A 21,703-nucleotide genomic window follows, 5' to 3' on the forward strand; every position below is an offset into this window, starting at 1 on the left:
TTGAATGACAGATGCCCCCAAAGCGGTCAATTGAATTGTCATGCCTCCTAAGCTGCGCCAAAGTAAGCATATGAAAACCATTCTGCCTGCTCTGATTTGCCTGCTGACGCTGTCCGCCTGTGGTCCGCTTTCTTTGTATTATCGCGAAGGTGAGAGCGTCTCGCGGATGCAGACCGAGACCACGAACTGCCAGGTGCAGGCGCTCAAGGACGCCCCTGTCGCCAATCAGGTCCGGCAGAGCCCGCCAGTCTATTGGCCCGGGCGCACCTATTGCGATGGCCGAGGACGCTGCTATCGCAACCCCGGATGGTGGGAGCCTGGGCGGGTCTATACCGTCGACGTGAATCAGGGGCTGAGAAACAAGGTCGAGGCGCAGTGCATGGCCCAAAAGGGCTATCGCCCGGTCAGCCTTCCGCCTTGCAAACAAGGTGTCAAATCGCGGGTCACGCCCACGCGCACCACGACGCTCCCGCCGCTGAACAGCGCGTCCTGTTTCGTGAAATTCGACGACGGGTCATTTCAGATCATCACTCCGGGACAAGCCGGTTGATTTGCGACGCCGCGCCAGCAGCAGATGCGCTATGATCGCGATGCTATAGAACGCGGCGACGGCTACAAACATGCCAGCCTCATCGACGCCCAGCAATATCGCCAGCAATACCGGGGTTCCAAGCAGGTTTCCGGCATTGCCCATCTGCGCCATCGCACCATAACTCAGGGCTTGGGCTTCGGTGGTATCGTTTAACTCTGGCACTGCGGCGAAGCTGCCGCCCTGTACAAGCCCGAGCACGGCAAACAAGGCGATACATCCGAACGTAAGGGGCGCCCCCAGAAACAATGCGATGATCGTCGCGATCCCCAGCACAAAGCCCAGATTGACGACGCTGACGCAGGACAGGACGGTCAACAGCAAGGGCACCAGCAGCCATGACAGTACAATCCCTGCCAGGGGCATAAGTGCTGCAATCGATGCGCCCTGCCCTTCGGGTAAACGCCCCGGCAGGATCGCTAACAGAGAAACAAATGTCAGCGTGTAAAAGAACCAGCCAATTGCCGGGGCCGAAATAAAGGGTGAGCGGTAGGTCCTGATATGCACATCAAGGAAGGTGGAGAGCCCCCACCCGGCACCCTCCGTCTGGCCCATGTCGGTTTTCAGATCGCTAAGCGCGATCAGCGCGGCGATCAGCAGCATCAGACCCCCGTGCATGGCAAAGTATGTGGGCAGTCCGAAACGATCGACGATGGGAAGCCCAACCCAAGCGTTTAATGCGAATGCAACGCCAAAGAATGTACTCCACAGCACCATGGAATTATACCGCGCCCGACCGGATGTGATCTGAGCAATCAGCGTTGGTGCCGCTACCACAATCGCTAGATGTGACAGCCCCTCAATCACCCGGCTGAGCAGCATCAGTTGAAAAACCGGCAAGCTTGCTTGCAGCAAAGATAATGCGCCGCCGAGCACCAGCCCTGATAGCAATAGACGATTTGGCCCAATACGCGCTGTGATCGCTCCGGATATCGCGCCCAAGGCAGCCCCCATTAGACTGATAATGGACAGCAACCAGCCGATCACGGCAGCATTGTCCGGGTACAACAGCCCCACATCAGAAAATGGTACGGCAATCTTTGCAAATTGGGTTGCCGCACCGAGGCCAGCAAACCAGATCAGCATGACCTGCAAGAATGTGCGAAAAGAGTCACTCATGCAGCCGGTCTATCGCGCCTAACCTGCCAGCGGAACGCATAAATTATGCGGTGACTTCGCGCCGCCCGCTGACCAGACGGACCGGAGTACCATCACCCAGATACAACCGCTCCCACACGATTTGCCCGGCGCTGATCCTGATTTGATCATGCACAGCCTCGGAAGTCAGAAACGCTTTGGGTGAAGGCGAATGCAAATCCCACCAGCCATCTTTCTGCAGTTCTGCTTCGGCTTGCCTGATCTCATCCGTTGCAAATTGCCAAAGCGAAACGCCCAGCAAGGCGCGCTGTGAGGTCTTCCAATCCCGCGCCCGGCTGCCCGAATAAGCAAGGCAGGTATGGCTGGCCTCTTCGACAAGGTGCAAGCACTCTGCCGAATGAACGACCAGACGTTTCAGCGCAGAATCCTGCACCCGAACCGGCCCCAACGCTGCAAAAACGGACTGTTGAATATGCGGCGATGGCGTTTGACCCCCGTTTTCCCACCGGGAAATCGTGGTTTGGTCGACTTCAATCAGATCTGCGAGGGCGGATTGCTTAAGTCCAACCGACCGCCGCAACCGCTTCAACCGTTTACCAAAGGCGGGAAAACCGATGGAAACGGCTGCGGTCTTTGTATTCGGCGCGGCACTCACTCGGCTGGTTCGGGCTCGTCAATCTGAGCCACCCGCGCACCGGATTTGTTCGAGGTCACGACGCCCAGCGACTTGAGCTTGCGGTGCAAGGCGCTGCGCTCCATGCCGACAAAACTGGCCGTGCGGCTTATGTTGCCACCAAACCGATTGATCTGGGTCAGCAAATATTCACGCTCGAACGCTTCGCGCGCCTCACGCAGCGGCAGCGTCGCCAGTGCGCCAGACAGTACCACGCGCCCGGACTCGTCGGATTTCTCTTCTTCGTTGGGCAACTCGCGGGCCTCGATCGGGCCAGTGCTGTCACCAAGGATCAGCACCCGCTCGATCAGGTTCTTCAGCTGACGCACATTGCCCGGCCATGTCATCGTTTGTAGCAAAGCAATAGCCTCATCCGACAGCTCGCGCATCGGCAGACCCTGTGTATCGTTGCACATCTCGATGAAATGTTGCGCCAGAACCGGGATGTCCTCTCGCCGTTCCTCCAGCGAGGGAACCGCAATCGGCACCACATTCAGCCGGTGATACAGTTCTTCGCGGAACCGTTCGGCGGCGATCTCTTCTTCCAGATCGCGGTTGGTCGAGGAGATGACCCGCAGATCAACCCGCACCTTGTCAGAGCCACCGACACGCTGGAATTGCTGATCAACCAACACGCGAAGAATCTTGGACTGCGTCCCCAGCGGCATGTCAGCGACTTCGTCGAAGTAGACAACGCCGCCATGCGCCTCTTCCAGCAGGCCTGACTCGATTCCGCGCTCAGACGATTCTCGTCCGAACAGAACCTCTTCAACCCTCTCAGGTTCAATCCCCGCACAATTGACCGTCACAAATGGGGCATTCGCCCGGTTGGAATGGGCATGGATATAGCGCGCGGCAATTTCCTTGCCCGACCCAGCCGGCCCGCTGAGCATAACCCGGCCATTCGACTTTGTTACCTTGTCCAACTGCCCCTGCATCGCTCGGAACGACGCAGAATTGCCAATCATGTCTGAACAGCTGACTTCCTGCCGCTTCAGCGAGGCATTCTCGCGACGCAGGCGCGAGGTTTCCATCGCACGGCGGATCACCACCATCAACTGGTCAATGTTAAAGGGCTTTTCGATAAAGTCGTAAGCCCCCTGCTTGATAGCCGCCACCGCAATCTCGATATTGCCATGTCCGGAAATGATCACCACCGGAACATCCGGGTTGTCCCGTTTTACAGCTTTCAGGATGTCGATCCCGTCCATTCGGCTGTCTTTCAGCCAGATATCCAAGATCAACAGTCCGGGAGGTTCAGCATTGATCGACGACATGCACTCGTCCGAGTTTGCCGCCAACCGGGTGGAATAGCCTTCGTCCTCCAGAATGTCGGACACCAATTCGCGAATATCGCGTTCGTCATCTACGATCAGAATGTCGCTCATCTTTGGCCTGCTTTCAGTTTGTTTGTTTTAATCGCCTGTTTTTCCGACGCATTTGTCGGGCCGCCTGAGGCCCCGGGTAGACGAATGACAGCCATTGCGCCGAAATGGTCCTGTCCGTCGAATGTGGGCGCGTCTTCCAATGTCAGCGCTCCGCCATGTTCTTCGATGATCTTCTTTACGATGGGCAGGCCAAGGCCTGTGCCTTCGTCACGCGTGGTCACATAAGGTTCGAACAGCCGTGCCCTGTCCTCGGGCAGGCCGATGCCATTGTCCGCAATGGTGATCTGCGTTCCTGCATCGTCAGTGGAGACAACGACTTTGATCTGAGGTTTCAGATTGTCCGGTGCGCCTTTTTCTTTCAGCGTTTCAATAGCCTCGCCCGCGTTCTTGATCAGGTTCGTCAACGCTTGGCTCAACATGGTCGAATCCACATCCGCCAAAATGGGCTGTTCAGGTAAATCCGCATCGATCTGAACATCAGGCTGACCCGCCTGCTGCAACAGAACCGCCTCACGCACTAGCGTCACGATATTCTCTTCGCGCCGTTCCGGTTCGGGCATGCGTGCGAATTTCGAGAACTCGTCAACAATCCGCCGCAGATCATTGGTCTGCCGCACGATCACGTCGGTCATCGATTCCAGGCTATCGCAATCGTCCTCGTCCAGCTTGCGCGAGAATTTGCGTTTGATTCGCTCGGCGCTCAGTTGGATCGGTGTCAGCGGATTCTTGATCTCATGCGCAATGCGACGGGCCACATCACCCCACGCCGCCATGCGCTGCGCGCTTACCAGATCAGTCACGTCATCAAAGGCCACAACGTAGCCTTCCAGCCTTCCATCTTCGCCACGCCGCGTCGCCATGCGTACCAGTAAGTTCTCCAACCGGCCTTTGCGGGTTACCTTGATCTCCCCCTGGACCGCCTCTTGCCCGCTGTCCTTAAGGGCTTCGAACAAAGGCAAAAATTCGGGAACAGCGATGCCGATTGCCAGGTTCTGCTCTCCACCAGACCAGCCCAGAAGACGTTCGGCGGATCGGTTCACGAAGGTCACACAGCCCTCTGAATCAACGCCAACGACACCGGATGTCACCGAGCTTAGCACTGAATCAAATAGCCGCCTTCGACGTTCGATATGGCGAGTGTTTTCCAACAGCGTGTCGCGCTGCCCCTTCAACTGACGAGTCATCTGGTTGAAGTAGCGGCCCAGCATCGCGATTTCGTCATCGCTGGCCTCTTCGATGACCTGAACACTCAGATCACCAGCACCAACGCGCTGCGCCGCCGTTGTCAGCCGTCCGACAGGGCGAGAAAGGCGTTCGGCGAACCACATGCCCAGCGACATCGCGGCCAGAATCAGGATCACAGCAAAGCCGAGATACAGAAGGCCGAATTCGAACAGGACCCTGCCCCGCTCGCTTTCCAGTTGGCTGTAGAACTGTGCTGTCTCTTTGGTTTCATCAAGCAAGGTCAGAAGCTGCCCATCAACCTCGCGACTGACATAAAGATACCGGTCAAGATAGGCATGCAAAGGAACAAGCGCGCGGAATTCGCTGTTCTCCCAATCGGCAATGATGGCCACGCCCTGATCATTGGCCTCGATCATCTCTTCGGGGGTTGGTGCCTCGTAGTCGAACAGGTAGGACCGATCACCGCGCGATCGGATTTCGGCGCTGCCATCGATCACATAGGCCTCGCGCAAACCGCGTTGTATCTGGGCCTGCCCCTGGGCCAGAACCTCTCGCAATTCGGCGTCTGAGACAAAATAATCCAACGATCGCGCGTTATCGAGGAAACGCGCCAGAACAACCGCATCCTGCGTCAGGCCCTCGCGGTGTTCCTGTTCGTAAGCTTCGGCTGCAGTTAGTGACGACCCAACCACCTGCCGCACACGGTCCGAGAACCAACCTTCAAGGCCGATATTCACCGTCAGCCCGGCGAAAATCGCCACCGTGACCGTCGGTACCAGAGCCAACAGCGTGAAAGCGCCGATCAGGCGCAGGTGAAGACGGGAGCCCGCAGATTTCGCGCGACGTGCGGCGATCAGACTGAACAATTGGCCCAACACCAGCGCAGCTACGACCAGCACGTAGACCAGATCAGCCAACAAAATCAGCCGCAGTGTCGGTGCCGCAGCGCCAAGATCAAAAGGGCCAATGACGAGATAGGTTGCAAGCGCCAGAACCGGGCCCAGCATAACCAGTCCCAAGGTACTGAAATTGCGCATCCTCCGGGACTTGCGCCACCGGTTGATCGATAGGATCGGCCCGTTCTGTGCCCGGGTTGCCACCGTCTGCCCTCATTCTGATGTGCCGCTTGCGCGGCTTACCGCCATATATCGTGGTCGTTCCCGGGGTCGAACCCGAATGCCACTGTTTGTGTGGCGATATTACATCAGTTTGCGACGGCGTGTCACCTGAATATCGAGGTCAGTAATCTTTTTCCGCAGCGTATTCCGATTAATCCCCAGGAGATCAGCACATTTTGCCTGATTTCCACCAGTCGCATCCAGCGCGATTTCGATCAACGGTGCCTCGACCTCGCGTAGAATACGTTGATAGAGGCCGGGAGGCGGCAGGATGTTTCCGTGCAGATCAAAATACCGGCGCAGGTGACGACCAACCGAAGATGACAGCTTCTCACGCTCGCCATCACCCAGAACTGGTTCGGCCTCGGGCTGGCTACCCAGCACCATCTCTACTTCGGTGCGCGAGATTTCATCAGAACGGCTGGTTAGACCAAGACGCCGGATCGCATTTTCAAGCTGTCGGACATTGCCGGGCCAGGAATACCGGCGCACCAACTCGACCGCTTCGGGGCTGAGGCGACGCTGCGCGCCGCTTTCCCGCTCCTCCCGCGCCAGAAAGTGATCGGTCAGCAAGGTGATATCATCAACCCGCTCGCGCAACGCAGGCACGTGGATCGTCGCACCGCAGAGACGGTAATAGAGATCTTGTCGTACGCGACCACTTTCCATCGCGTCGGTCAGATCTGATTGACTTGTGGCCATGAAACGCGGCACGTGATCGCCCGGCGTGTCCATCATGCGCACGATACGGGCCTGGATCTCATCATCAATATCGGCAATTTCATCGATCAGCAGCGTACCACCACGTACGCGCGCCATAACCCGTGCCGGGCCTTCCAAATCGCTCAGATCGGCAGCTGTCACGGTGACAAAGGGCAGTGTCCTTCGGTCAGAGAAATCGTGAATAGCGCGTGCTATCAGAGATTTACCCGTCCCACTTTCACCAGAAATCATCACAGACAGATCCGTGTTCATCACCCGGGCGACCAGACGATAAAGCGCCTGCATCACCGGGGTGCGCCCGACAAGCGGCAGTTCATCAGGTCGGTCTTCGCTGGCCATCACCGGCTCAGCCTGTACCCGCTGCTTTTGATCCAGCGCCCTCGCGGTGCGCTTCATCAGATCGGGCAAATCGAAAGGCTTTGGCAGATAATCGTAAGCTTCCGCCTCAGCCGCCTGAATGGCTGTCATGATGGTGTTCTGGGCCGAGATCACGATGACCGGCAAACCGGGACGGTCCTGCGCGATCTTTGGCAGCATCTCCAACCCGTTTCCATCCGGCATTACCACATCCGAGATCACAACGTCGCCCTTGCCTTCGGCTACCCAGCGCATCAGCGTGGTCAGCGAAGATGTCGCGTGAACCTTGCACCCCGCCCGCGTCAGGGCCTGTGTCAGAACCGTGCGGATCGTGCGGTCGTCATCGGCAACCAGAACTGTGCCATCCATCAGATGCTCTCCTTTTCATACGCGTCGTTCGGTGCACGCCGCAGGGACAGTCGAAAACTAGTGCGTCCGGGCACAGATTCAGCCGAAATCCAGCCGTCGTGGTCGGAAACGATCTTGCTGACCAGCGCCAGCCCAAGCCCGGTGCCGTTCTCCTTGCCCGACACGAAGGGGTCGAAAATATCACTGCGAATATTTTCCGGCAGGCCCGGCCCATCATCAATAATCTCGATCTGCAGAGGCAGCGAATGACCCGAACCGTCACTGCGCCGCAGTCGGAATGAATGCTCAAAATAGGTACGCAGCCGGATTGTACCGTTGCCATCAGCAGCTTCCGAAGCGTTTTTGAGCAAGTTCAGAACCACCTGCAGGAACTGATCCGGGTCCCCGTAGGCCAAGGGCAGCGAGGGGTCGTAATCCTCGATAATCGTCATATGCGCGCCAAAACCCAACAGCGCTGACCGGCGCGCGCGATCCAGTACATCGTGGATATTGACCGGTTTGAAATCGGGTTGAGACAGGTTGCCGAACTGTTCTACTTGCTCCAACAACTTCACAATGCGGCGGCTTTCCTCAACGATAAGGTCAGTGAGCTCAAGATCTTGCTGCGAAATATTCATGCTGAGCAATTGCGCCGCACCGGTGATCCCTGCCAAAGGGTTCTTGATCTCATGCGCCAGCATCTCGGCCATACCAATCGCAGACTGCGCTGCCGATTTCACAGTGTTGCCACGGGTCATCCGACCGGCCAGTTCGCGCGGCGAGATGATCATGATCATTGAACCGGGATGCCCCATCAGCGGTGCGATTTGCAGCGCACATTGTAGCGGCGCGCGATTTCCCGACCCAACGTCCACATCGTTCACGAACAGCGGTGTACCTTGTTGACGCGCGCGCAGAAACGCCTCTTCCAACGGCGCGTCAACCGCGAGTTGATCCCAGACCGGGTGTCCAATCACTGCCTTGCGGGAGGCGTTCAGAAACCCCTCACCCGAGGAGTTGACGTCCGATATCCGATCTTCGGCATCGATAATGAACGCCGGAACCGGAAGCGAGGTCCAGATGCTCTGGTCAGAGGTCATGCTGCTGCCTCCGCCGTGCCACGCAGCGCATCTGCCAAAAGCCGTAACACCTCATTGGTGTCGCGGGATGTCAGGACAGCCCGCCGCAAAGTAGCGGGTGTTCCGGCCTCATCCATGTACCAACCGAGATGTTTGCGTGCGACGCGCAGGCCCAGATCGGTACCGTAGAACTCCAGCATCGCCAGATAATGGCCACGCACCATCTCGATCAGTTCAGTGCCCGTGGGAATGGTTGGAGAAGCAGCGCCATAGAGATCATGGCAAATCTGCGCCAGCAGCCAGGGCTTGCCCTGCGCCCCCCGACCTATCATGACGCCATCGGCCCCGGACTGATTCAGCGCGATTTGCGCGGCCTCGGTATCGACGATGTCACCGTTTGCGATGACAGGGATCGAGACGGCTTCTTTCACCGCCCGGATCGCCCGCCAATCTGCCCGGCCTTTATAGAATTGACAGCGCGTACGCCCATGGATGGTCACCATCCGGATGCCTGCGTCCTGCGCACGCCGCGCCACATCCGGCGCGTTCAGCAGATTGTCATCCCAGCCTAGCCGCGTTTTCAGCGTAACAGGCAAATCAACTGCACCCACAACGGCCTCGATCAGCGTCAGTGCATGGTCCGGAGTTTTCAACAAAGCCGAACCGGAATAGCCGTTGGTTACCTTCTTTGCTGGGCAACCCATATTGATATCGATCACGCGCGCGCCCCGGTCAGCGACTTGCCGGGCGGCCTCGGCCATCCAATGCGCCTCGCGTCCGGCCAATTGCACTGCGGTGTTTTCCACATCCGCCGACAGCTCGGCCCGTTCACGTACGCCTGGTTTGGCCTGCACCATCTCTTGGCTGGCGACCATTTCGCTGACAACCATGCCCGCGCCGAAGCGCATCACAAGGTCCCTGAAAGGCCGGTCGGTGATTCCGGCCATTGGCGCCAACAGCACCGGAGGGGTCAGATCCTTTTCAGCAAGACGCAGGGCCAATGTGCTTAATCCTTGAGCAGTTGCGCATTTGATATCGAAATTGCGGCATATGAACAATAAAACGGGAGCATTCAAGCCCGCAAAATCATCATATGCTTATTTTTTAAGCAAGTTGACGCGGGTGATTGCCTCTGCATTCACCGACCCCTAAACAATGCCCCAATCAGGAGACCTTTCAGATGACCACAGCCGCCATCATCGTCGCCGCCGGGCGCGGCCAGCGCGCCGGAGGCGGAGTGCCCAAACAGTGGCGTGCCTTGGCTGGGCGGCGCGTGGCCGATTGGACGATTGATCGCTTCGAAGGGTTGGTTGATCACCTCGTTTTGGTGCTGGCCGAAGACGACACAGCCGTTTGGGAAGAATTCAGCGCGACAAACCTGATCCTTGCACCCGGCGGTGCAGACCGCGCCGGATCAGTGCGCAACGGGTTGCAGGCTTTGGAAGCGTACAGCGTTGAAAAGGTTTTGATTCACGATGTTGCCCGTCCCTGCGTCAGCGCTCGGATAATCGGCGATGTTCTGAAAGCACTCGACACGCATGCGGCAGCTGCTCCAGGCTTGGCCGTCACGGACGCGCTCTGGACAGGCGACGGTTCGACGGTGACAGGAACGCAGGATCGATCCGGCCTTTACGCTGCGCAGACACCGCAGGGATTTCATTTTGGCACAATCACCGCCGCCCATTCAGCCCATCCCGGAGGTGCGGCGGATGATGTAGAAGTCGCGCGCGCTGCAGGAGTCGAAGTCGCGATTATTCCGGGCGATGCGGATAACCTGAAAATCACACAGCCCGAGGATTTCGCACGGGCCGAACGTACAATGGGTATGAATATGGATGTAAGGCTGGGCAACGGCTACGACGTGCACCGCTTTGGTGACGGAGATCACGTGATCCTCTGCGGTGTGAAGGTGCCGCACAATCGTGGGCTCCAAGGTCACTCCGATGCAGATGTGGGGATGCACGCGGTCACCGACGCGATCTATGGCGCTCTGGCGCGGGGTGATATCGGACAGCATTTTCCGCCCTCCGATCCGCAGTGGAAAGGTGCAGCGAGTGAAATTTTCCTGCGCCACGCAGTCGAATTGGCTGGGCAGTTGGGCTATGAGATCTCGAATGTCGACTGCACACTGGTCTGCGAATTTCCCAAGATCGGCCCTCATGCCGATACCATGCGTGCCGAAATGGCACGGATCATGGGCTTGCGCACCGATCAGGTCTCGGTCAAGGCCACCACATCCGAACGGCTGGGCTTTACCGGTCGCAGCGAAGGCATTGCCTCGCTCGCAACTGCCTGTCTGGTGAAGTCATGACAGCGGCTCGTCTAATCGGAACCGTCTGCGGCGTCGGTTACCTCCGCCCTGCCCCCGGCACCTGGGGATCGCTGGCTGCTTTGCCGCTGGCGTGGGTTCTGCATACGCTGGGTGGCTTCCCCTTGCTGGTCATCTCAACACTCGCGGTTTTCTTCGGGGGCCTGTGGGCCACGCGAGTTATGACAGCTGGACAAGATGACCACGACCCGTCCGAAATTGTCATTGATGAAGTCGCGGGCCAGTTCATCGCGATATGGGCGATTTCCTACCCGTCTTGGGCGCATGGGATAGACATCACAGCGCTCTGGCCCGGCTGGATCGCGGGTTTTCTCTTGTTCCGCCTCTTCGACATTACCAAACCCGGTCCCATTGGCTGGGCCGACCGGCGTGGAGATCCGATGGGTGTCATGCTGGATGATGTGATCGCAGGGGTCTTTGCAGCCATCGGTGTGGTCGTCCTCGCCGGTATCTCACATGGAGTCACGGGTCTATGACCGTTGTCGACCTGCTGGATTGCGCCAAGGCGCAGGGCATGATGATCGCCACTGCTGAAAGCTGTACCGGCGGTATGGTCGCCGCTGCACTGACTGACATCCCTGGCAGCTCTGCCGTGGTTGAGCGCGGCTTTGTCACCTACACCAACACCGCGAAGCAAGAGATGCTGGGCGTGCGCGCCGATACGCTTGAGACATGTGGCGCAGTTTCAGAAGAAGTCGCCCAAGAAATGGCCAATGGCGCCCTGCGGAATTCGCGGGCGCAGTTGGCGGTCTCGATCACCGGCATCGCGGGCCCCGGCGGGTCCGAACACAAACCCGAAGGCCGCGTATGCTTTGGCCTCGCTGCACCGGGTCAACCGACCCGAACCGAGACCGTGGAATTCGGAGCGCAGGGACGGGATAACGTACGTCGCGCTGCGCGGGACCACGCTTTGACCCTTTTGAGCGACGCTCTTGCTGATCTGGCTCGGACCTAAGAAAACCTGCACCCTTCATCGCATCAATTCGAATACTGGGCGCTGAATACAGTTACTGCGCGGCAGCCTACGCATTTGTGACGGCAATGGTGGTTGCGCTTCTTACCTCGCCTCGCATACACGTCGAAACCGAGATTGAAGGCACAGTCTTGCCGATTGCGGAAAGCGAGCCTGAGAAATGAGCAGTCAAGCCCACCTTGGCTGCTCTGCCCGCAAGGGCATCAAGCGGACCTCTTGGGGGTCCGCTTTTCTTTTAGCTTGCCCTCTCGACTCTGGGCCGGGGGTCAGGCTATCAGCCTGCGACACCCTTTCAGCCCAGAGGTTTGCGCCATGATCCCCAGTTCCTTCCCCGACAGCACCGAAATCGCCCGCCTGACCGCGCGGATGCTGCTGGAGATCAAGGCCGTACACTTTAATTCCCGCGAACCTTTCACGCTGGCCAGCGGTCTACCATGCCCGACCTATATCGATTGCCGCAAGCTGATCTCGTACCCACGCATCCGCTCGACCCTGATGGACTTCCTGACGGTAACCGTGATGCGCGACGCGGGGTTCGAAGCGTTTGACAATATCGCCGGTGGCGAGACAGCAGGTATTCCCTTCGCTGCAATGGTCGCCGAGCGCATGGCACTGCCAATGACCTACGTGCGGAAGAAACCCAAAGGCTACGGCCGGAACGCCCGCATCGAAGGCGCGATGAGCGAGGGTGAGCGGGTGCTGCTGGTCGAAGACCTGACAACCGATGGAGGCTCAAAACTGTCCTTTGTCGACGCGATCCGCGAAACCGGTGCGACCTGTGGGCATACGGCTGTGATCTTCTATTATGGTATTTTCCCCGAAACCGAGAAAACGCTGGGCGATCACGGCGTAAAATTGCACTCGCTTTGTACTTGGTGGGATGTTTTGGCGGAAGCCAAAGCGCAAAAGGCCTTTGACGAAGAGACGCTTGATGGCGTCGAGGCCTTCCTGAACGACCCGCGCGGTTGGCAGGACGCACATAAAAGCTGACGTTGCGCAAACTGTTTTCAGAATGGAAACACTGACCGCTGCGTCGATCGCTTCATCCACAAGATGTTGACGCAACCCTGCCTCATCCTTCAATATGATGGGGCAGAGAGATATGCACAGCATATCCCCAGAAAACATACAATTTGCGCCGACTCACAGGGCCGCGCTATGGCCTCTGTCCAGGGGACAAAGAGAACAGCAATGAACGAGATCAGCAGTATCGAGCAGGCCGCCGCACAGATTCAGAACCCAGAAACAATGCCGCACTCCATCGAGGCCGAGCAGCAGCTTCTGGGTGCGATTCTGACGAATAACGATCTGTATGATCGGGTCGCATCGATTATTGGGGCCGAGCATTTCTATGATCCGGTTCATGCGCGCATCTACGAAGTCGCGTCGACCCGTATCGCCAAAAATGCGCTGGCTTCACCCGTCACGCTGAAGTCTTTCATGGCCGAGGATGAGGGCCTGAAGGAACTGGGTGGTCCGGCCTATCTGGTCAAGCTTGCCGGTGCCTCAATCAGTGCCTTTGCGGTGCATGACTACGCCCAGATGATCTATGACCTCGCCATTCGGCGCGAGCTGATCCGGCTGGGCCGGGACATTTCTGACAAGGCTGCGAGGGTCGATGTCAGCAGCGAGCCCAAAGAACAGATCGTCGAGGCCGAGCAACAGCTTTATCAGTTATCCGAGCAGGGCCAGACCGAACAGGGTTTTCAATCCTTCCTCAAGGCGGTCACAGAAGCCGTCAACGTCACCAACGAGGCGTACCAACGCGGTGGCGGCATGGCGGGGATTTCCACCGGTCTGGCCGATCTCGACAAGCAATTGGGTGGCCTGCACCCGTCCGACCTGATCATTTTGGCCGGGCGTCCGTCGATGGGTAAGACATCGCTGGCAACAAACGTCGCATTTAACGTGGCCAAGGCCTACAAGCGCGGCACCAAGCCGGACGGCTCTGAAGGTGCGATCGACGGCGGTGTGGTTGGGTTCTTTTCACTCGAAATGAGCGCCGAACAGCTTGCGGGCCGGGTTCTGGCCGAGGCTTCCGAGATCTCCAGTCACAAAATCCGCCAGGGCGACATGACCGAGTCCGAGTTCCGCCGCTTCGTTGACGCCGCGAAAGAACTGGAAGCCTGCCCGCTGTTCATTGATGACACCCCCGCCCTGCCAATCTCGCAACTCGCTGCCCGTGCACGGCGGCTGAAGCGGACGCACGGGCTGGATTTGCTGGTGATCGACTACCTTCAGCTCTGCCGCGGAATGGCCGACAACCGCGTCAACGAAATCGCCGAGATTTCGATGGGCATGAAAGCCATCGCCAAGGAACTCAACATCCCGGTCATCGCACTGTCACAGCTCAGCCGACAGGTAGAAAGCCGTGACGACAAACGCCCGCAGCTGTCTGACCTGCGGGAATCGGGCTCGATCGAACAGGATGCCGACGTTGTGATGTTCGTGTTCCGCGAGGAATACTATAAGGAACGCGAAAAACCCGGCGATCACGAGTTGGAAAAGATGGAAGAGTGGAAACAGGCCATGGAGCGGCTGCATGGCAAGGCCGAGGTCATCGTCGGCAAGCAGCGCCACGGCCCCATCGGCACGGTCGAGCTGTCGTTCGAAGCTCAGTTCACCCGATTTGGCAATCTGGTCAAACCTTGGCAACAGGACAGCCAGATCGAGGGCTACTGATCCCTTGACCTACCCGGGCCGATGTGTACGGATCGGGCCATGCAAGCTTGTCTCAATCCCCTACCCCGGCGCGTGATTCTGGCGCGTCATTTCGGGCATCGCCGCAAACGCTTTGCGGGATAGACCGGGGGGCATTTTTGCCCCTGCAATCTTCCCAATATAAGCGAGAGAGACATGACTGAATTCACAGAGATCCCCGTTATTCGTCTGGGTGCACGCCCTGATGAGGAAATCGCGGCCGAGTTTCGTTCGGCCTACGGCACGACTGGTTTCGGCTATATCGAAGATCACGGAATAGACCCGCAGCTGATGCGCGATGTGTTCGAAGCGTCAAAACAGTTTCACGCGCTGCCGCTGGATCAAAAGCTGGCAATCGCAGTCGACCACACGCATCGCGGATACATCGCCATCAACACATCGACAGATGTGAACTCAACACTGGCCGATGTAAAAAAACCCAACCAATCCGCCAGCTTCATGATGATGCGCGAGGATGCTGGCGTTGATCCCGATATCTACCTCTCGGGTCCAAACCGATGGCCTGATCTACCGGATTTTCGCGACACCCTGGAAACCTACGTTAAGGCTATGTCGGCCCTTGGACGCAGATTGATGCATATCGCGCTGATCGCTTGCGAGGCGCAGGATTTCTCGGTCCTTTCCGCGTTTGATGAGCCTACATTCTGGCTGCGTCTGCTTCACTATCCTCCGCAAGCAAAGACCAGCCCCGATGATCTGTTCGGCTCGGCCCCGCACACTGATTTCGGATGCCTAACGCTGCTTGCTCAAGATCAGGTGGGCGGCTTGCAGGTCAAAACACCGTCAGGGCATTGGGTTGACGTTCCGTCCCGTCGCGACGCCTTTGTCGTCAATGTCGGGGATATGCTGCACCGGATGTCGAACGGCCGCCTGCTTTCGACGCCGCATCGGGTCATCAACCGTTCGGGCCGTGAACGATATAGCGTTCCGTTCTTCTTTGATCCTCATGTCAGCACAATCATCGAACCCCTACCCGGGACCGGCCAACCTCAGTTTAGCCCCTTATTATTTGCGGATTTCCTGCGTTCCGAGCTGGAAGCGGCCTATGAGGCGCATAAACCCGCCAAGAATTAAGGTGCTCCCCCTTGACCTGGGCCAATCCTATGTGATGAACGGCGTTTATGAGTACCGCACATCTGACGATAAATCTGCACGCGCTCGCCCAGAACTGGCAGGCGCTTGACGCAAAGACCCAGGTTGAGACTGGCGCAGTGGTCAAAGCTGACGCTTACGGGTTAGGTGCCGGTCCGGTCGCCTCTGCGCTGGCTGAGGAAGGCGTTGCAAAATTCTTCGTCGCCGTTGCCGAGGAAGGCGTGGCCGTGCGTGAGGCTGTGGGCCCCGGCCCGCTGGTTGCGGTGTTTTCCGGACATATGGAGGGTGACACGGATCTGCTGCGCCAGCATGATCTGACGCCGTTGATCAACTCGCCCGAACAATTCAAGCGTCATCGTCAGGCCCTGCCCGATCATGGCTTTGGTATCCAGCTCGACAGCGGTATGAATCGCCTTGGGCTTGAGCCTGCGGACTGGGCCGAACTGCGGCACGAAGCTCTTGCCCTGGACCCGCTGGTCGTGATGTCGCATTTGGCCTGCGGGGATGAGCCTGAACACCCTATGAACCGCCAACAGTTGAACACGTTCAAACAGATGACCGATGGCGTCGATGCGCCTCGCTCGCTTGCGGCGACGGGTGGTACTCTGATGGGGCCGGAATTCCACTTTGACTTTTGCCGCCCAGGGATTGGCCTGTACGGCGGGATGCCCTTTGCCGGGGCCAAGCCGGTCGTCACCGTCGATATGCCGGTGATTCAAGTGCGCGACGTCGCCGTGGGCGAGACCGTCGGCTACGGCAACAGCTGGAGCGCGCGCCGCCCGTCGAAGATTGCGACCGTTGCGGCCGGTTATGCCGATGGGCTGCATCGCGCCATTGGGGGCGGCATCGATACATTCGCTGGTGATCAGCCCTGCCCGGTGGTAGGACGTATCTCGATGGACCTGATCACCGTGGATGTGACTGACTTGCCGTATAAACCTGATCGCCTGCGTATCCTGAACGGGCACCAAACCGTCGATGATCTGGCCGAAGCCGCTGGCACCATCGGCTATGAAATTCTGACCTCGCTCGGCAGTCGCTTTTCGCGGGGCTACGTGGAATGAATCCCGTTTCATTGCTGGGTGAGCTGGGGCGTTCTATCCTGACCATGCTCGCCGCGTTTGGCCGCGTCGCGCTGTTCGCGCTCGACGCGGTTTCGCACATTTTTCGACCACCGTTTTATCCGCGCGAGTTCGGCATCGCCCTGCTGAATATCGGCTGGTTGTCCCTGCCCGTGGTCGGCCTGACCGCCATCTTCACCGGCGGCGCGTTGGCGCTGCAGATCTACGCAGGCGGCGCGCGTTTCAACGCCGAAGCCGTTGTGCCCCAGATCGTCGCCATAGGCATGGTGCGAGAGCTTGGCCCGGTGCTGGTCGGCCTGATGATCGCCGCCCGCGTGACGTCTTCGATCGCCGCCGAGATTGCGACGATGAAAGTGACCGAGCAGATCGACGCTCTGGTCACATTGTCCACCCATCCGATGAAATACCTCACCGCCCCACGCGTGCTGGCCGCCCTGATCACGGTTCCAGCGCTGGTCGGGGTCGGAGATATCATCGGCATTGCAGGCGGCTACACCGTCGCGACGCAAAATCTGGGCTTCAACCCGGCAGCCTATCTGAAAAACACCGTCGATTTCCTTGAAGCGCGGGATATCGTTTCGTCACTCGTCAAAGGTGCCGCCTTCGGTGTGATCGCCGCCATCATGGGCTGCTATTACGGCATGTCATCGGGCCGCGGCGCGCAGGGCGTGGGCCGCGCCACCAAGGGCTCGGTCGAGGCTGCTGCCGTGCTGATCCTCGCCGCCAATTTCGTTCTTACAGGGGTGTTCTTCTCGCTATGATCCGGATGGAGAACGTACATAAGGCCTTTGACGACAACCACGTCCTGCAAGGCATGAACCTTGAGATCCCCAAGGGCACCTCGATGGTCATCATCGGCGGTTCTGGAACTGGCAAATCCGTGGCGTTGAAATGTATCCTCGGCCTGATCAAACCCGACAGCGGCATGATCTACGTCGACGGCAAAGACGCCGCGAAAGGCGACCGCGATGCGTTTCTGGCCCGCTTTGGAATGCTGTTTCAGGGCGCGGCGCTGTTCGACTCGCTGCCCGTCTGGCAAAACGTCGCCTTCCGCCTGCTGCGCGGCTCGTTGAAACGCCCCGCTGATGAAGCCCGCGAAATCGCCATCGAGAAACTGCGCCGCGTGGGCCTGAAATCCAACGTTGCTGACCGGTTCCCGGCCGAGCTGTCGGGCGGCATGCAAAAACGCGTCGGCCTCGCCCGCGCCATCGCCGCCGAGCCCGAGATCATCTTTTTCGATGAGCCTACCACCGGCCTCGACCCCATCATGTCCGGCGTCATCAACGACCTGATCCGCGAAATCGTGACCGAGATGGGCGCCACCGCGATGACCATCACCCACGACATGAGCTCGGTCCGCGCGATTGCCGACAACGTCGCCATGCTGCACGGAGGCGTGATCCAGTGGACCGGGCCTGTGGGTCAGATGGACGCCTCGGATGATCCTTATGTGGAGCAGTTCATCAGCGGCAGTGCTGAGGGGCCGATTGAGGCGGTGCGCTAATCTTTCTCACTCACTAGCCAGTTTTTCGCGCTTGCGACAACCTCATCTGGAAGCAATTCGGCTTTTCGAGATTCGAGATTTAACAAGACGCATTTGAACACTGTTGAGAATACAGTTTTTCTGTCGGCAGAGCGCAGCAATCTGTGTCGGAAGGTGACCGACTTCCCGCCTATCTCGAGTACCTCACTCTCCATCTGAATAGCCTCCCCCGCTCGAAGTTCGGCGAAGAAACTACTCTCCGCATGTACCACTGCAAATGATAGCTTCCGTCCCGAACGCATATCGTCTGCGTTCAATCCCATCTCCGATTGGATAGCAAACACCGAATCTGAGCAAGCCGCAAAGTACCGCGAGACATTCATATGCCCCAGAAAATCGCAATCCGAAGGATCAACAATTGACTTGAAAGCCACAAAAGCTGGCATCTGAGGTCTCCCCACTGACAAAAACGAGTTTGAATTCTTGAATTAAGCTAACACATAACTGAAACGCGTCGCCCGATAGGCGGCGGAACACCTAAAAAGTACATATGACCCTCCGCCTCGCCACCCTATCCCTCCTGATCCTCTACCCCATCGCGTGGTTCGCCCCGCTGATGCGCGCCGGTCTGCTCCCGATCTTCGGCCTCAGTGAAATCAGCGTCATCACCGGGCTCCAGTCCTTGTGGAAGTCCGACATCTTCCTCGCGTTGATCGTTACCGTCTTCGCCCTCTTCGCGCCCTACGTCAAAACCATCGGCACCGCGCTGATCCAATGGAACCTGCTGGACCCGCGCGTCCAGCCCGCGCTCAACATCCTCGGCAAGCTGGCGATGGCCGATATCTTCCTCATCGCGCTCTACATCACGCTGGCCAAAGGCATCTCATACGCCACCATCGAAACCGCATGGGGTCTCTACCTGTTCACCGGCTGCATTCTGGCCTCACTTGCACTGGGCCATATTACAGAGATGACATTTGGATCACGAAAACCTCAGACCTAATTGATTGAAAACAGATTTCTGAGTATCATCTTTATATTTCGAGCAGTAAATTTTGTAGTTTTCGGGTCCGTAGCGGATCACTTCGCGTCTGTTTAACCTTCCGCTTCGGCCCGGTTTTTGTACCGGTTGAAGAAGGAGAACGACGATCATGGCCGCCCTCCACACAATAACATTGCAATTTCAGAATACCTTATTAAGGCTCACTTTTTTCCTGATCTGCGCCGCAGCATTGTTCGCGGTGACGACCACCATTTTATCCGCGATTGGCATCCTGCCCTGGCTCTCGTTGCAGGCCGGTCTCAGCAACGGTGCAACGATTGACGCAGGCGTATATGTTCAGGCCGGATTGACCGCCCTGATCCTGATGCTGGTCTTCTATCTGCCATCGAACGCCCGCATGATGGCGCTTGAAAACACCCATCGTAAGTTCACAATGAATATGCAGGACGTGGCCGGGGCCTATCAGGTCGCCCATGCCGCCGACCGCAGCGGCGCCTTTGCGCTGGCCTCCGAATTCGACGCGGTGAAAGAGCGCATGGCCTTCCTGCGCGATCACCCCGATTTGCAGGGGCTCGAACCGCAGGTGCTGGAACTGGCTGCTCAGATGAGCCAGATCAGTCAGGAACTGGCCGAGACCTATGGGGACACAAAGGTCGAACGCGCCCGTGCCTTCCTGCGGCAACGTCAGGAAGAGGTCGAACAATTCCAGCAGCGCATCGAGGAAGCCCAAATCATCCAGCACGAGCTGCGCCAATGGACCCGAGACATCGAGATCGAGGAATCCATCGCCAAATCGCAACTCGCGCGCCTCAGGGATGAGCTGTTCGATCTGCTTCCGGAACTGTCGGCGCAATTGCAATCCCCCACGGACGATCAAACACCGGGCAGCGTGGTCGCGATGACCCCGCCGCGTGCCGCGGAATAGGCGCGTCTAGCGCCCGCAGCGGAATAGGCGCGTCTAGCGCCCGCAGCGGACGATGGCCCGAAGGGCCTGAGGACGTGGCGCGCCACCGGCGGTGAGGAAAGCCAGCAAGGGCTTGAAGAACCGCCATTCCTCGGGCACCAAGGGCGACATGGCAAAGACACAATCCTTCACCTGCTCCGCCTGCGGTGCCTCACATACACGATGGTCAGGCCGCTGCGACGGCTGCGGCGAATGGAACACCATCGTTCAGGAAGCCCCGCTTTCGGCGGGACCAGCCAAGAAGTCGCTCGGGGGCAAGCGCGGTCAATCCATCGCGCTCACCGACCTCTCGACCGAGGAAACACCCCCGCCCCGCACTCTCTGCGGTGTTGAAGAATTGGACCGTGTCCTCGGCGGCGGTCTTGTCCCTGCATCGGCGCTGCTAGTGGGCGGTGACCCCGGCATCGGCAAATCGACCCTCTTACTGCAAGCTGCAGCACGTTTTGCCCGCAAAGGTGTCAAAACCATCTACGTCTCGGGCGAGGAGGCCAGCGCACAGGTTAGGATGCGCGCGCGCCGGTTAGGTCTGGAAGAGTCGCCGGTGCAATTGGCCGCTGAAACCAACCTTCGGGACATCCTCACGACGCTAGAGGCAGAAAAACCCGGCCTCGCCATCATCGACTCGATCCAGACGATGTGGGCCGACAATGTCGACAGCGCGCCGGGCTCGGTGTCGCAGGTGCGCGCCGCAGCGCATGAGCTGACGACATTTGCAAAACGCCACGGCGTATCGATCATCATGGTTGGCCACGTCACCAAAGAAGGCCAGATCGCTGGCCCCCGTGTAGTCGAACATATGGTCGACACCGTGCTTTACTTCGAAGGCGAACGCGGGCACCAGTTCCGCATCCTGCGCGCCGTTAAGAACCGCTTTGGCCCAGCGGATGAGATTGGCGTCTTCGAAATGACCGGCAAAGGGCTGGCGCAAGTCACCAACCCCTCGGCCCTGTTCCTATCGGAACGCGGTAAGCCCAGCCCAGGTTCCGCCGTATTCGCAGGTATCGAAGGCACCCGCCCCGTGCTGGTCGAATTGCAAGCACTGGTGGCGCCGTCCCCCCATTCCCAGCCCCGCCGCACGGTTGTGGGATGGGATAGCGGGCGGCTCGCCATGATCCTTGCAGTGCTCGAAGCACGCTGCGGCATCCCCTTTGCCGGGCTTGATGTCTACCTGAACGTCGCCGGAGGGCTGAAAGTCAGCGAACCTGCTGCCGACCTCGCCGTTGCTGCTGCACTGCTCAGCGCTCGTGAAGACACCGCCCTGCCTGCCGATACGGTCGTTTTCGGAGAAATCTCGCTATCCGGGGCACTTAGACCAGCCCCGCAGACCGAAAACAGGTTGAAAGAAGCGCAAAAACTTGGTTTCACAGCGGCAATTGCTCCGGCAGGTGGCAAAACTGGCACTGTGGCAGGTCTGACACTCACCCGACCCTCTGATTTGGTGGGGTTTGTTGGCGAAACCTTCGGAGCAGGGTAAAGTCGCGCCTTGAGGGGCAGAAAA

21 protein-coding genes are annotated in these 21,703 nt (G+C 58.6%); 13 read left to right on the forward strand and 8 right to left on the reverse strand.

Annotation, left to right across the window (positions count from 1 at the left end; all coding sequences use genetic code 11):
- Positions 1–70 precede the first annotated feature (70 nt).
- Positions 71–550 (forward strand): hypothetical protein, encoded by a 480-nt coding sequence (locus ACR0EN_RS03345; RefSeq protein ID WP_170406102.1) that lies wholly within the window; start codon positions 71–73, stop codon positions 548–550.
- Here ACR0EN_RS03345 and ACR0EN_RS03350 read toward each other — a convergent pair.
- From ACR0EN_RS03350 to dusB, 7 genes are all read right to left on the reverse strand, one after another.
- Positions 515–1,708 (reverse strand): MFS transporter, encoded by a 1,194-nt coding sequence (locus ACR0EN_RS03350; RefSeq protein WP_480585205.1) that lies wholly within the window; start codon positions 1,706–1,708, stop codon positions 515–517. The two genes, ACR0EN_RS03345 and ACR0EN_RS03350, sit on opposite strands and share 36 nt — an antisense overlap.
- Positions 1,709–1,751: 43 nt before the next feature.
- The gene (locus tag ACR0EN_RS03355) at positions 1,752–2,342 is read right to left on the reverse strand and encodes a helix-turn-helix domain-containing protein (protein ID WP_170595453.1); all 591 of its coding nucleotides are present in this window, start codon (positions 2,340–2,342) and stop codon (positions 1,752–1,754) included.
- Positions 2,339–3,748 (reverse strand): nitrogen assimilation response regulator NtrX, encoded by a 1,410-nt coding sequence (gene ntrX, locus ACR0EN_RS03360; RefSeq protein ID WP_170396856.1) that lies wholly within the window; start codon positions 3,746–3,748, stop codon positions 2,339–2,341. The genes ACR0EN_RS03355 and ntrX overlap by 4 nt, the downstream gene beginning before the upstream one ends.
- The gene (locus ACR0EN_RS03365) at positions 3,745–5,970 is read right to left on the reverse strand and encodes a sensor histidine kinase NtrY-like (protein WP_480585677.1); all 2,226 of its coding nucleotides are present in this window, start codon (positions 5,968–5,970) and stop codon (positions 3,745–3,747) included. The genes ntrX and ACR0EN_RS03365 overlap by 4 nt, the downstream gene beginning before the upstream one ends.
- 162 nt (positions 5,971–6,132) lie before the next feature.
- The gene (locus ACR0EN_RS03370) at positions 6,133–7,500 is read right to left on the reverse strand and encodes a sigma-54-dependent transcriptional regulator (RefSeq protein WP_170396851.1); all 1,368 of its coding nucleotides are present in this window, start codon (positions 7,498–7,500) and stop codon (positions 6,133–6,135) included.
- The gene (locus ACR0EN_RS03375; protein WP_170396849.1) at positions 7,500–8,579 is read right to left on the reverse strand and encodes a two-component system sensor histidine kinase NtrB; all 1,080 of its coding nucleotides are present in this window, start codon (positions 8,577–8,579) and stop codon (positions 7,500–7,502) included. The genes ACR0EN_RS03370 and ACR0EN_RS03375 overlap by 1 nt, the downstream gene beginning before the upstream one ends.
- Positions 8,576–9,505: a tRNA dihydrouridine synthase DusB gene (gene dusB, locus ACR0EN_RS03380; RefSeq protein WP_480585679.1), complete on the reverse strand. Its 930-nt coding sequence runs from the start codon at positions 9,503–9,505 to the stop codon at positions 8,576–8,578. The genes ACR0EN_RS03375 and dusB overlap by 4 nt, the downstream gene beginning before the upstream one ends.
- A gap of 233 nt (positions 9,506–9,738) precedes the next feature.
- On the opposite strand from dusB, the gene ACR0EN_RS03385 reads away from it, so the two are divergent.
- From ACR0EN_RS03385 to ACR0EN_RS03425, 9 genes are all read left to right on the forward strand, one after another.
- Positions 9,739–10,869 carry a bifunctional 2-C-methyl-D-erythritol 4-phosphate cytidylyltransferase/2-C-methyl-D-erythritol 2,4-cyclodiphosphate synthase gene (locus ACR0EN_RS03385; protein ID WP_170636183.1) on the forward strand — a complete coding sequence of 377 codons (1,131 nt, stop codon included), beginning with the start codon at positions 9,739–9,741 and terminating at the stop codon, positions 10,867–10,869.
- Positions 10,866–11,363, forward strand: coding sequence for a phosphatidylglycerophosphatase A family protein (locus ACR0EN_RS03390; protein WP_223117969.1), 498 nt, complete (start codon positions 10,866–10,868; stop codon positions 11,361–11,363). Before ACR0EN_RS03385 ends, ACR0EN_RS03390 begins: the two co-directional genes overlap by 4 nt.
- Positions 11,360–11,842, forward strand: coding sequence for a CinA family protein (locus ACR0EN_RS03395; RefSeq protein WP_480585208.1), 483 nt, complete (start codon positions 11,360–11,362; stop codon positions 11,840–11,842). The genes ACR0EN_RS03390 and ACR0EN_RS03395 overlap by 4 nt, the downstream gene beginning before the upstream one ends.
- 330 nt (positions 11,843–12,172) lie before the next feature.
- Entirely contained in the window at positions 12,173–12,850 is a 678-nt protein-coding gene (locus ACR0EN_RS03400) for an orotate phosphoribosyltransferase (protein ID WP_480585211.1), read from the forward strand.
- A 201-nt stretch (positions 12,851–13,051) separates the two neighbouring features.
- Positions 13,052–14,542: a replicative DNA helicase gene (locus tag ACR0EN_RS03405; protein WP_170421945.1), complete on the forward strand. Its 1,491-nt coding sequence runs from the start codon at positions 13,052–13,054 to the stop codon at positions 14,540–14,542.
- A gap of 174 nt (positions 14,543–14,716) precedes the next feature.
- Positions 14,717–15,655 carry an isopenicillin N synthase family oxygenase gene (locus ACR0EN_RS03410; protein WP_170817840.1) on the forward strand — a complete coding sequence of 313 codons (939 nt, stop codon included), beginning with the start codon at positions 14,717–14,719 and terminating at the stop codon, positions 15,653–15,655.
- A gap of 47 nt (positions 15,656–15,702) precedes the next feature.
- A complete protein-coding gene (gene alr / locus ACR0EN_RS03415; RefSeq protein ID WP_170800638.1) occupies positions 15,703–16,737 on the forward strand; it encodes an alanine racemase in 1,035 nt (344 codons plus the stop codon).
- A complete protein-coding gene (locus ACR0EN_RS03420) occupies positions 16,734–17,516 on the forward strand; it encodes an MlaE family ABC transporter permease (protein WP_170396831.1) in 783 nt (260 codons plus the stop codon). Before alr ends, ACR0EN_RS03420 begins: the two co-directional genes overlap by 4 nt.
- Positions 17,513–18,259: an ABC transporter ATP-binding protein gene (locus ACR0EN_RS03425; protein ID WP_170817841.1), complete on the forward strand. Its 747-nt coding sequence runs from the start codon at positions 17,513–17,515 to the stop codon at positions 18,257–18,259. Before ACR0EN_RS03420 ends, ACR0EN_RS03425 begins: the two co-directional genes overlap by 4 nt.
- Here the strand turns inward: ACR0EN_RS03425 and ACR0EN_RS03430 are convergent.
- The gene (locus ACR0EN_RS03430; protein WP_170817842.1) at positions 18,256–18,684 is read right to left on the reverse strand and encodes an acyl-CoA thioesterase; all 429 of its coding nucleotides are present in this window, start codon (positions 18,682–18,684) and stop codon (positions 18,256–18,258) included. The genes ACR0EN_RS03425 and ACR0EN_RS03430 overlap by 4 nt on opposite strands.
- Before the next feature lie 104 nt (positions 18,685–18,788).
- On the opposite strand from ACR0EN_RS03430, the gene ACR0EN_RS03435 reads away from it, so the two are divergent.
- From ACR0EN_RS03435 to radA, 3 genes are all read left to right on the forward strand, one after another.
- Positions 18,789–19,241, forward strand: a complete 453-nt coding sequence (locus tag ACR0EN_RS03435; protein ID WP_170396825.1) for a paraquat-inducible protein A — start codon at positions 18,789–18,791, stop codon at positions 19,239–19,241.
- 148 nt (positions 19,242–19,389) lie between these two features.
- Positions 19,390–20,166, forward strand: a complete 777-nt coding sequence (locus ACR0EN_RS03440) for a DNA repair protein (protein ID WP_170421961.1) — start codon at positions 19,390–19,392, stop codon at positions 20,164–20,166.
- A gap of 148 nt (positions 20,167–20,314) precedes the next feature.
- Positions 20,315–21,679: a DNA repair protein RadA gene (gene radA, locus ACR0EN_RS03445; RefSeq protein ID WP_170406458.1), complete on the forward strand. Its 1,365-nt coding sequence runs from the start codon at positions 20,315–20,317 to the stop codon at positions 21,677–21,679.
- Positions 21,680–21,703: the final 24 nt, after the last annotated feature.

Source organism: Ruegeria sp. AB7, from assembly GCF_056542625.1.

Excerpts from the sequence above, each read along its gene's own strand:
- ACR0EN_RS03430 (WP_170817842.1), bottom strand. The coding sequence starts at position 18,684 with ATGCCAGCTTTTGTGGCTTTCAAGTCAATTGTTGATCCTTCGGATTGC.
- ACR0EN_RS03435 (WP_170396825.1), top strand. The coding sequence starts at position 18,789 with ATGACCCTCCGCCTCGCCACCCTATCCCTCCTGATCCTCTACCCCATC.
- radA (WP_170406458.1), top strand. The coding sequence starts at position 20,315 with ATGGCAAAGACACAATCCTTCACCTGCTCCGCCTGCGGTGCCTCACAT.
- ACR0EN_RS03375 (WP_170396849.1), bottom strand. The coding sequence starts at position 8,579 with ATGACCTCTGACCAGAGCATCTGGACCTCGCTTCCGGTTCCGGCGTTC.
- ACR0EN_RS03420 (WP_170396831.1), top strand. The coding sequence starts at position 16,734 with ATGAATCCCGTTTCATTGCTGGGTGAGCTGGGGCGTTCTATCCTGACC.
- alr (WP_170800638.1), top strand. The coding sequence starts at position 15,703 with ATGAGTACCGCACATCTGACGATAAATCTGCACGCGCTCGCCCAGAAC.
- ACR0EN_RS03410 (WP_170817840.1), top strand. The coding sequence starts at position 14,717 with ATGACTGAATTCACAGAGATCCCCGTTATTCGTCTGGGTGCACGCCCT.
- ACR0EN_RS03345 (WP_170406102.1), top strand. The coding sequence starts at position 71 with ATGAAAACCATTCTGCCTGCTCTGATTTGCCTGCTGACGCTGTCCGCC.
- ACR0EN_RS03350 (WP_480585205.1), bottom strand. The coding sequence starts at position 1,708 with ATGAGTGACTCTTTTCGCACATTCTTGCAGGTCATGCTGATCTGGTTT.
- ACR0EN_RS03370 (WP_170396851.1), bottom strand. The coding sequence starts at position 7,500 with ATGGATGGCACAGTTCTGGTTGCCGATGACGACCGCACGATCCGCACG.
- ACR0EN_RS03440 (WP_170421961.1), top strand. The coding sequence starts at position 19,390 with ATGGCCGCCCTCCACACAATAACATTGCAATTTCAGAATACCTTATTA.
- ACR0EN_RS03365 (WP_480585677.1), bottom strand. The coding sequence starts at position 5,970 with ATGCGCAATTTCAGTACCTTGGGACTGGTTATGCTGGGCCCGGTTCTG.
- ACR0EN_RS03385 (WP_170636183.1), top strand. The coding sequence starts at position 9,739 with ATGACCACAGCCGCCATCATCGTCGCCGCCGGGCGCGGCCAGCGCGCC.
- ACR0EN_RS03390 (WP_223117969.1), top strand. The coding sequence starts at position 10,866 with ATGACAGCGGCTCGTCTAATCGGAACCGTCTGCGGCGTCGGTTACCTC.
- ACR0EN_RS03395 (WP_480585208.1), top strand. The coding sequence starts at position 11,360 with ATGACCGTTGTCGACCTGCTGGATTGCGCCAAGGCGCAGGGCATGATG.
- dusB (WP_480585679.1), bottom strand. The coding sequence starts at position 9,505 with ATGGCCGGAATCACCGACCGGCCTTTCAGGGACCTTGTGATGCGCTTC.
- ACR0EN_RS03405 (WP_170421945.1), top strand. The coding sequence starts at position 13,052 with ATGAACGAGATCAGCAGTATCGAGCAGGCCGCCGCACAGATTCAGAAC.
- ACR0EN_RS03425 (WP_170817841.1), top strand. The coding sequence starts at position 17,513 with ATGATCCGGATGGAGAACGTACATAAGGCCTTTGACGACAACCACGTC.
- ntrX (WP_170396856.1), bottom strand. The coding sequence starts at position 3,748 with ATGAGCGACATTCTGATCGTAGATGACGAACGCGATATTCGCGAATTG.
- ACR0EN_RS03400 (WP_480585211.1), top strand. The coding sequence starts at position 12,173 with ATGATCCCCAGTTCCTTCCCCGACAGCACCGAAATCGCCCGCCTGACC.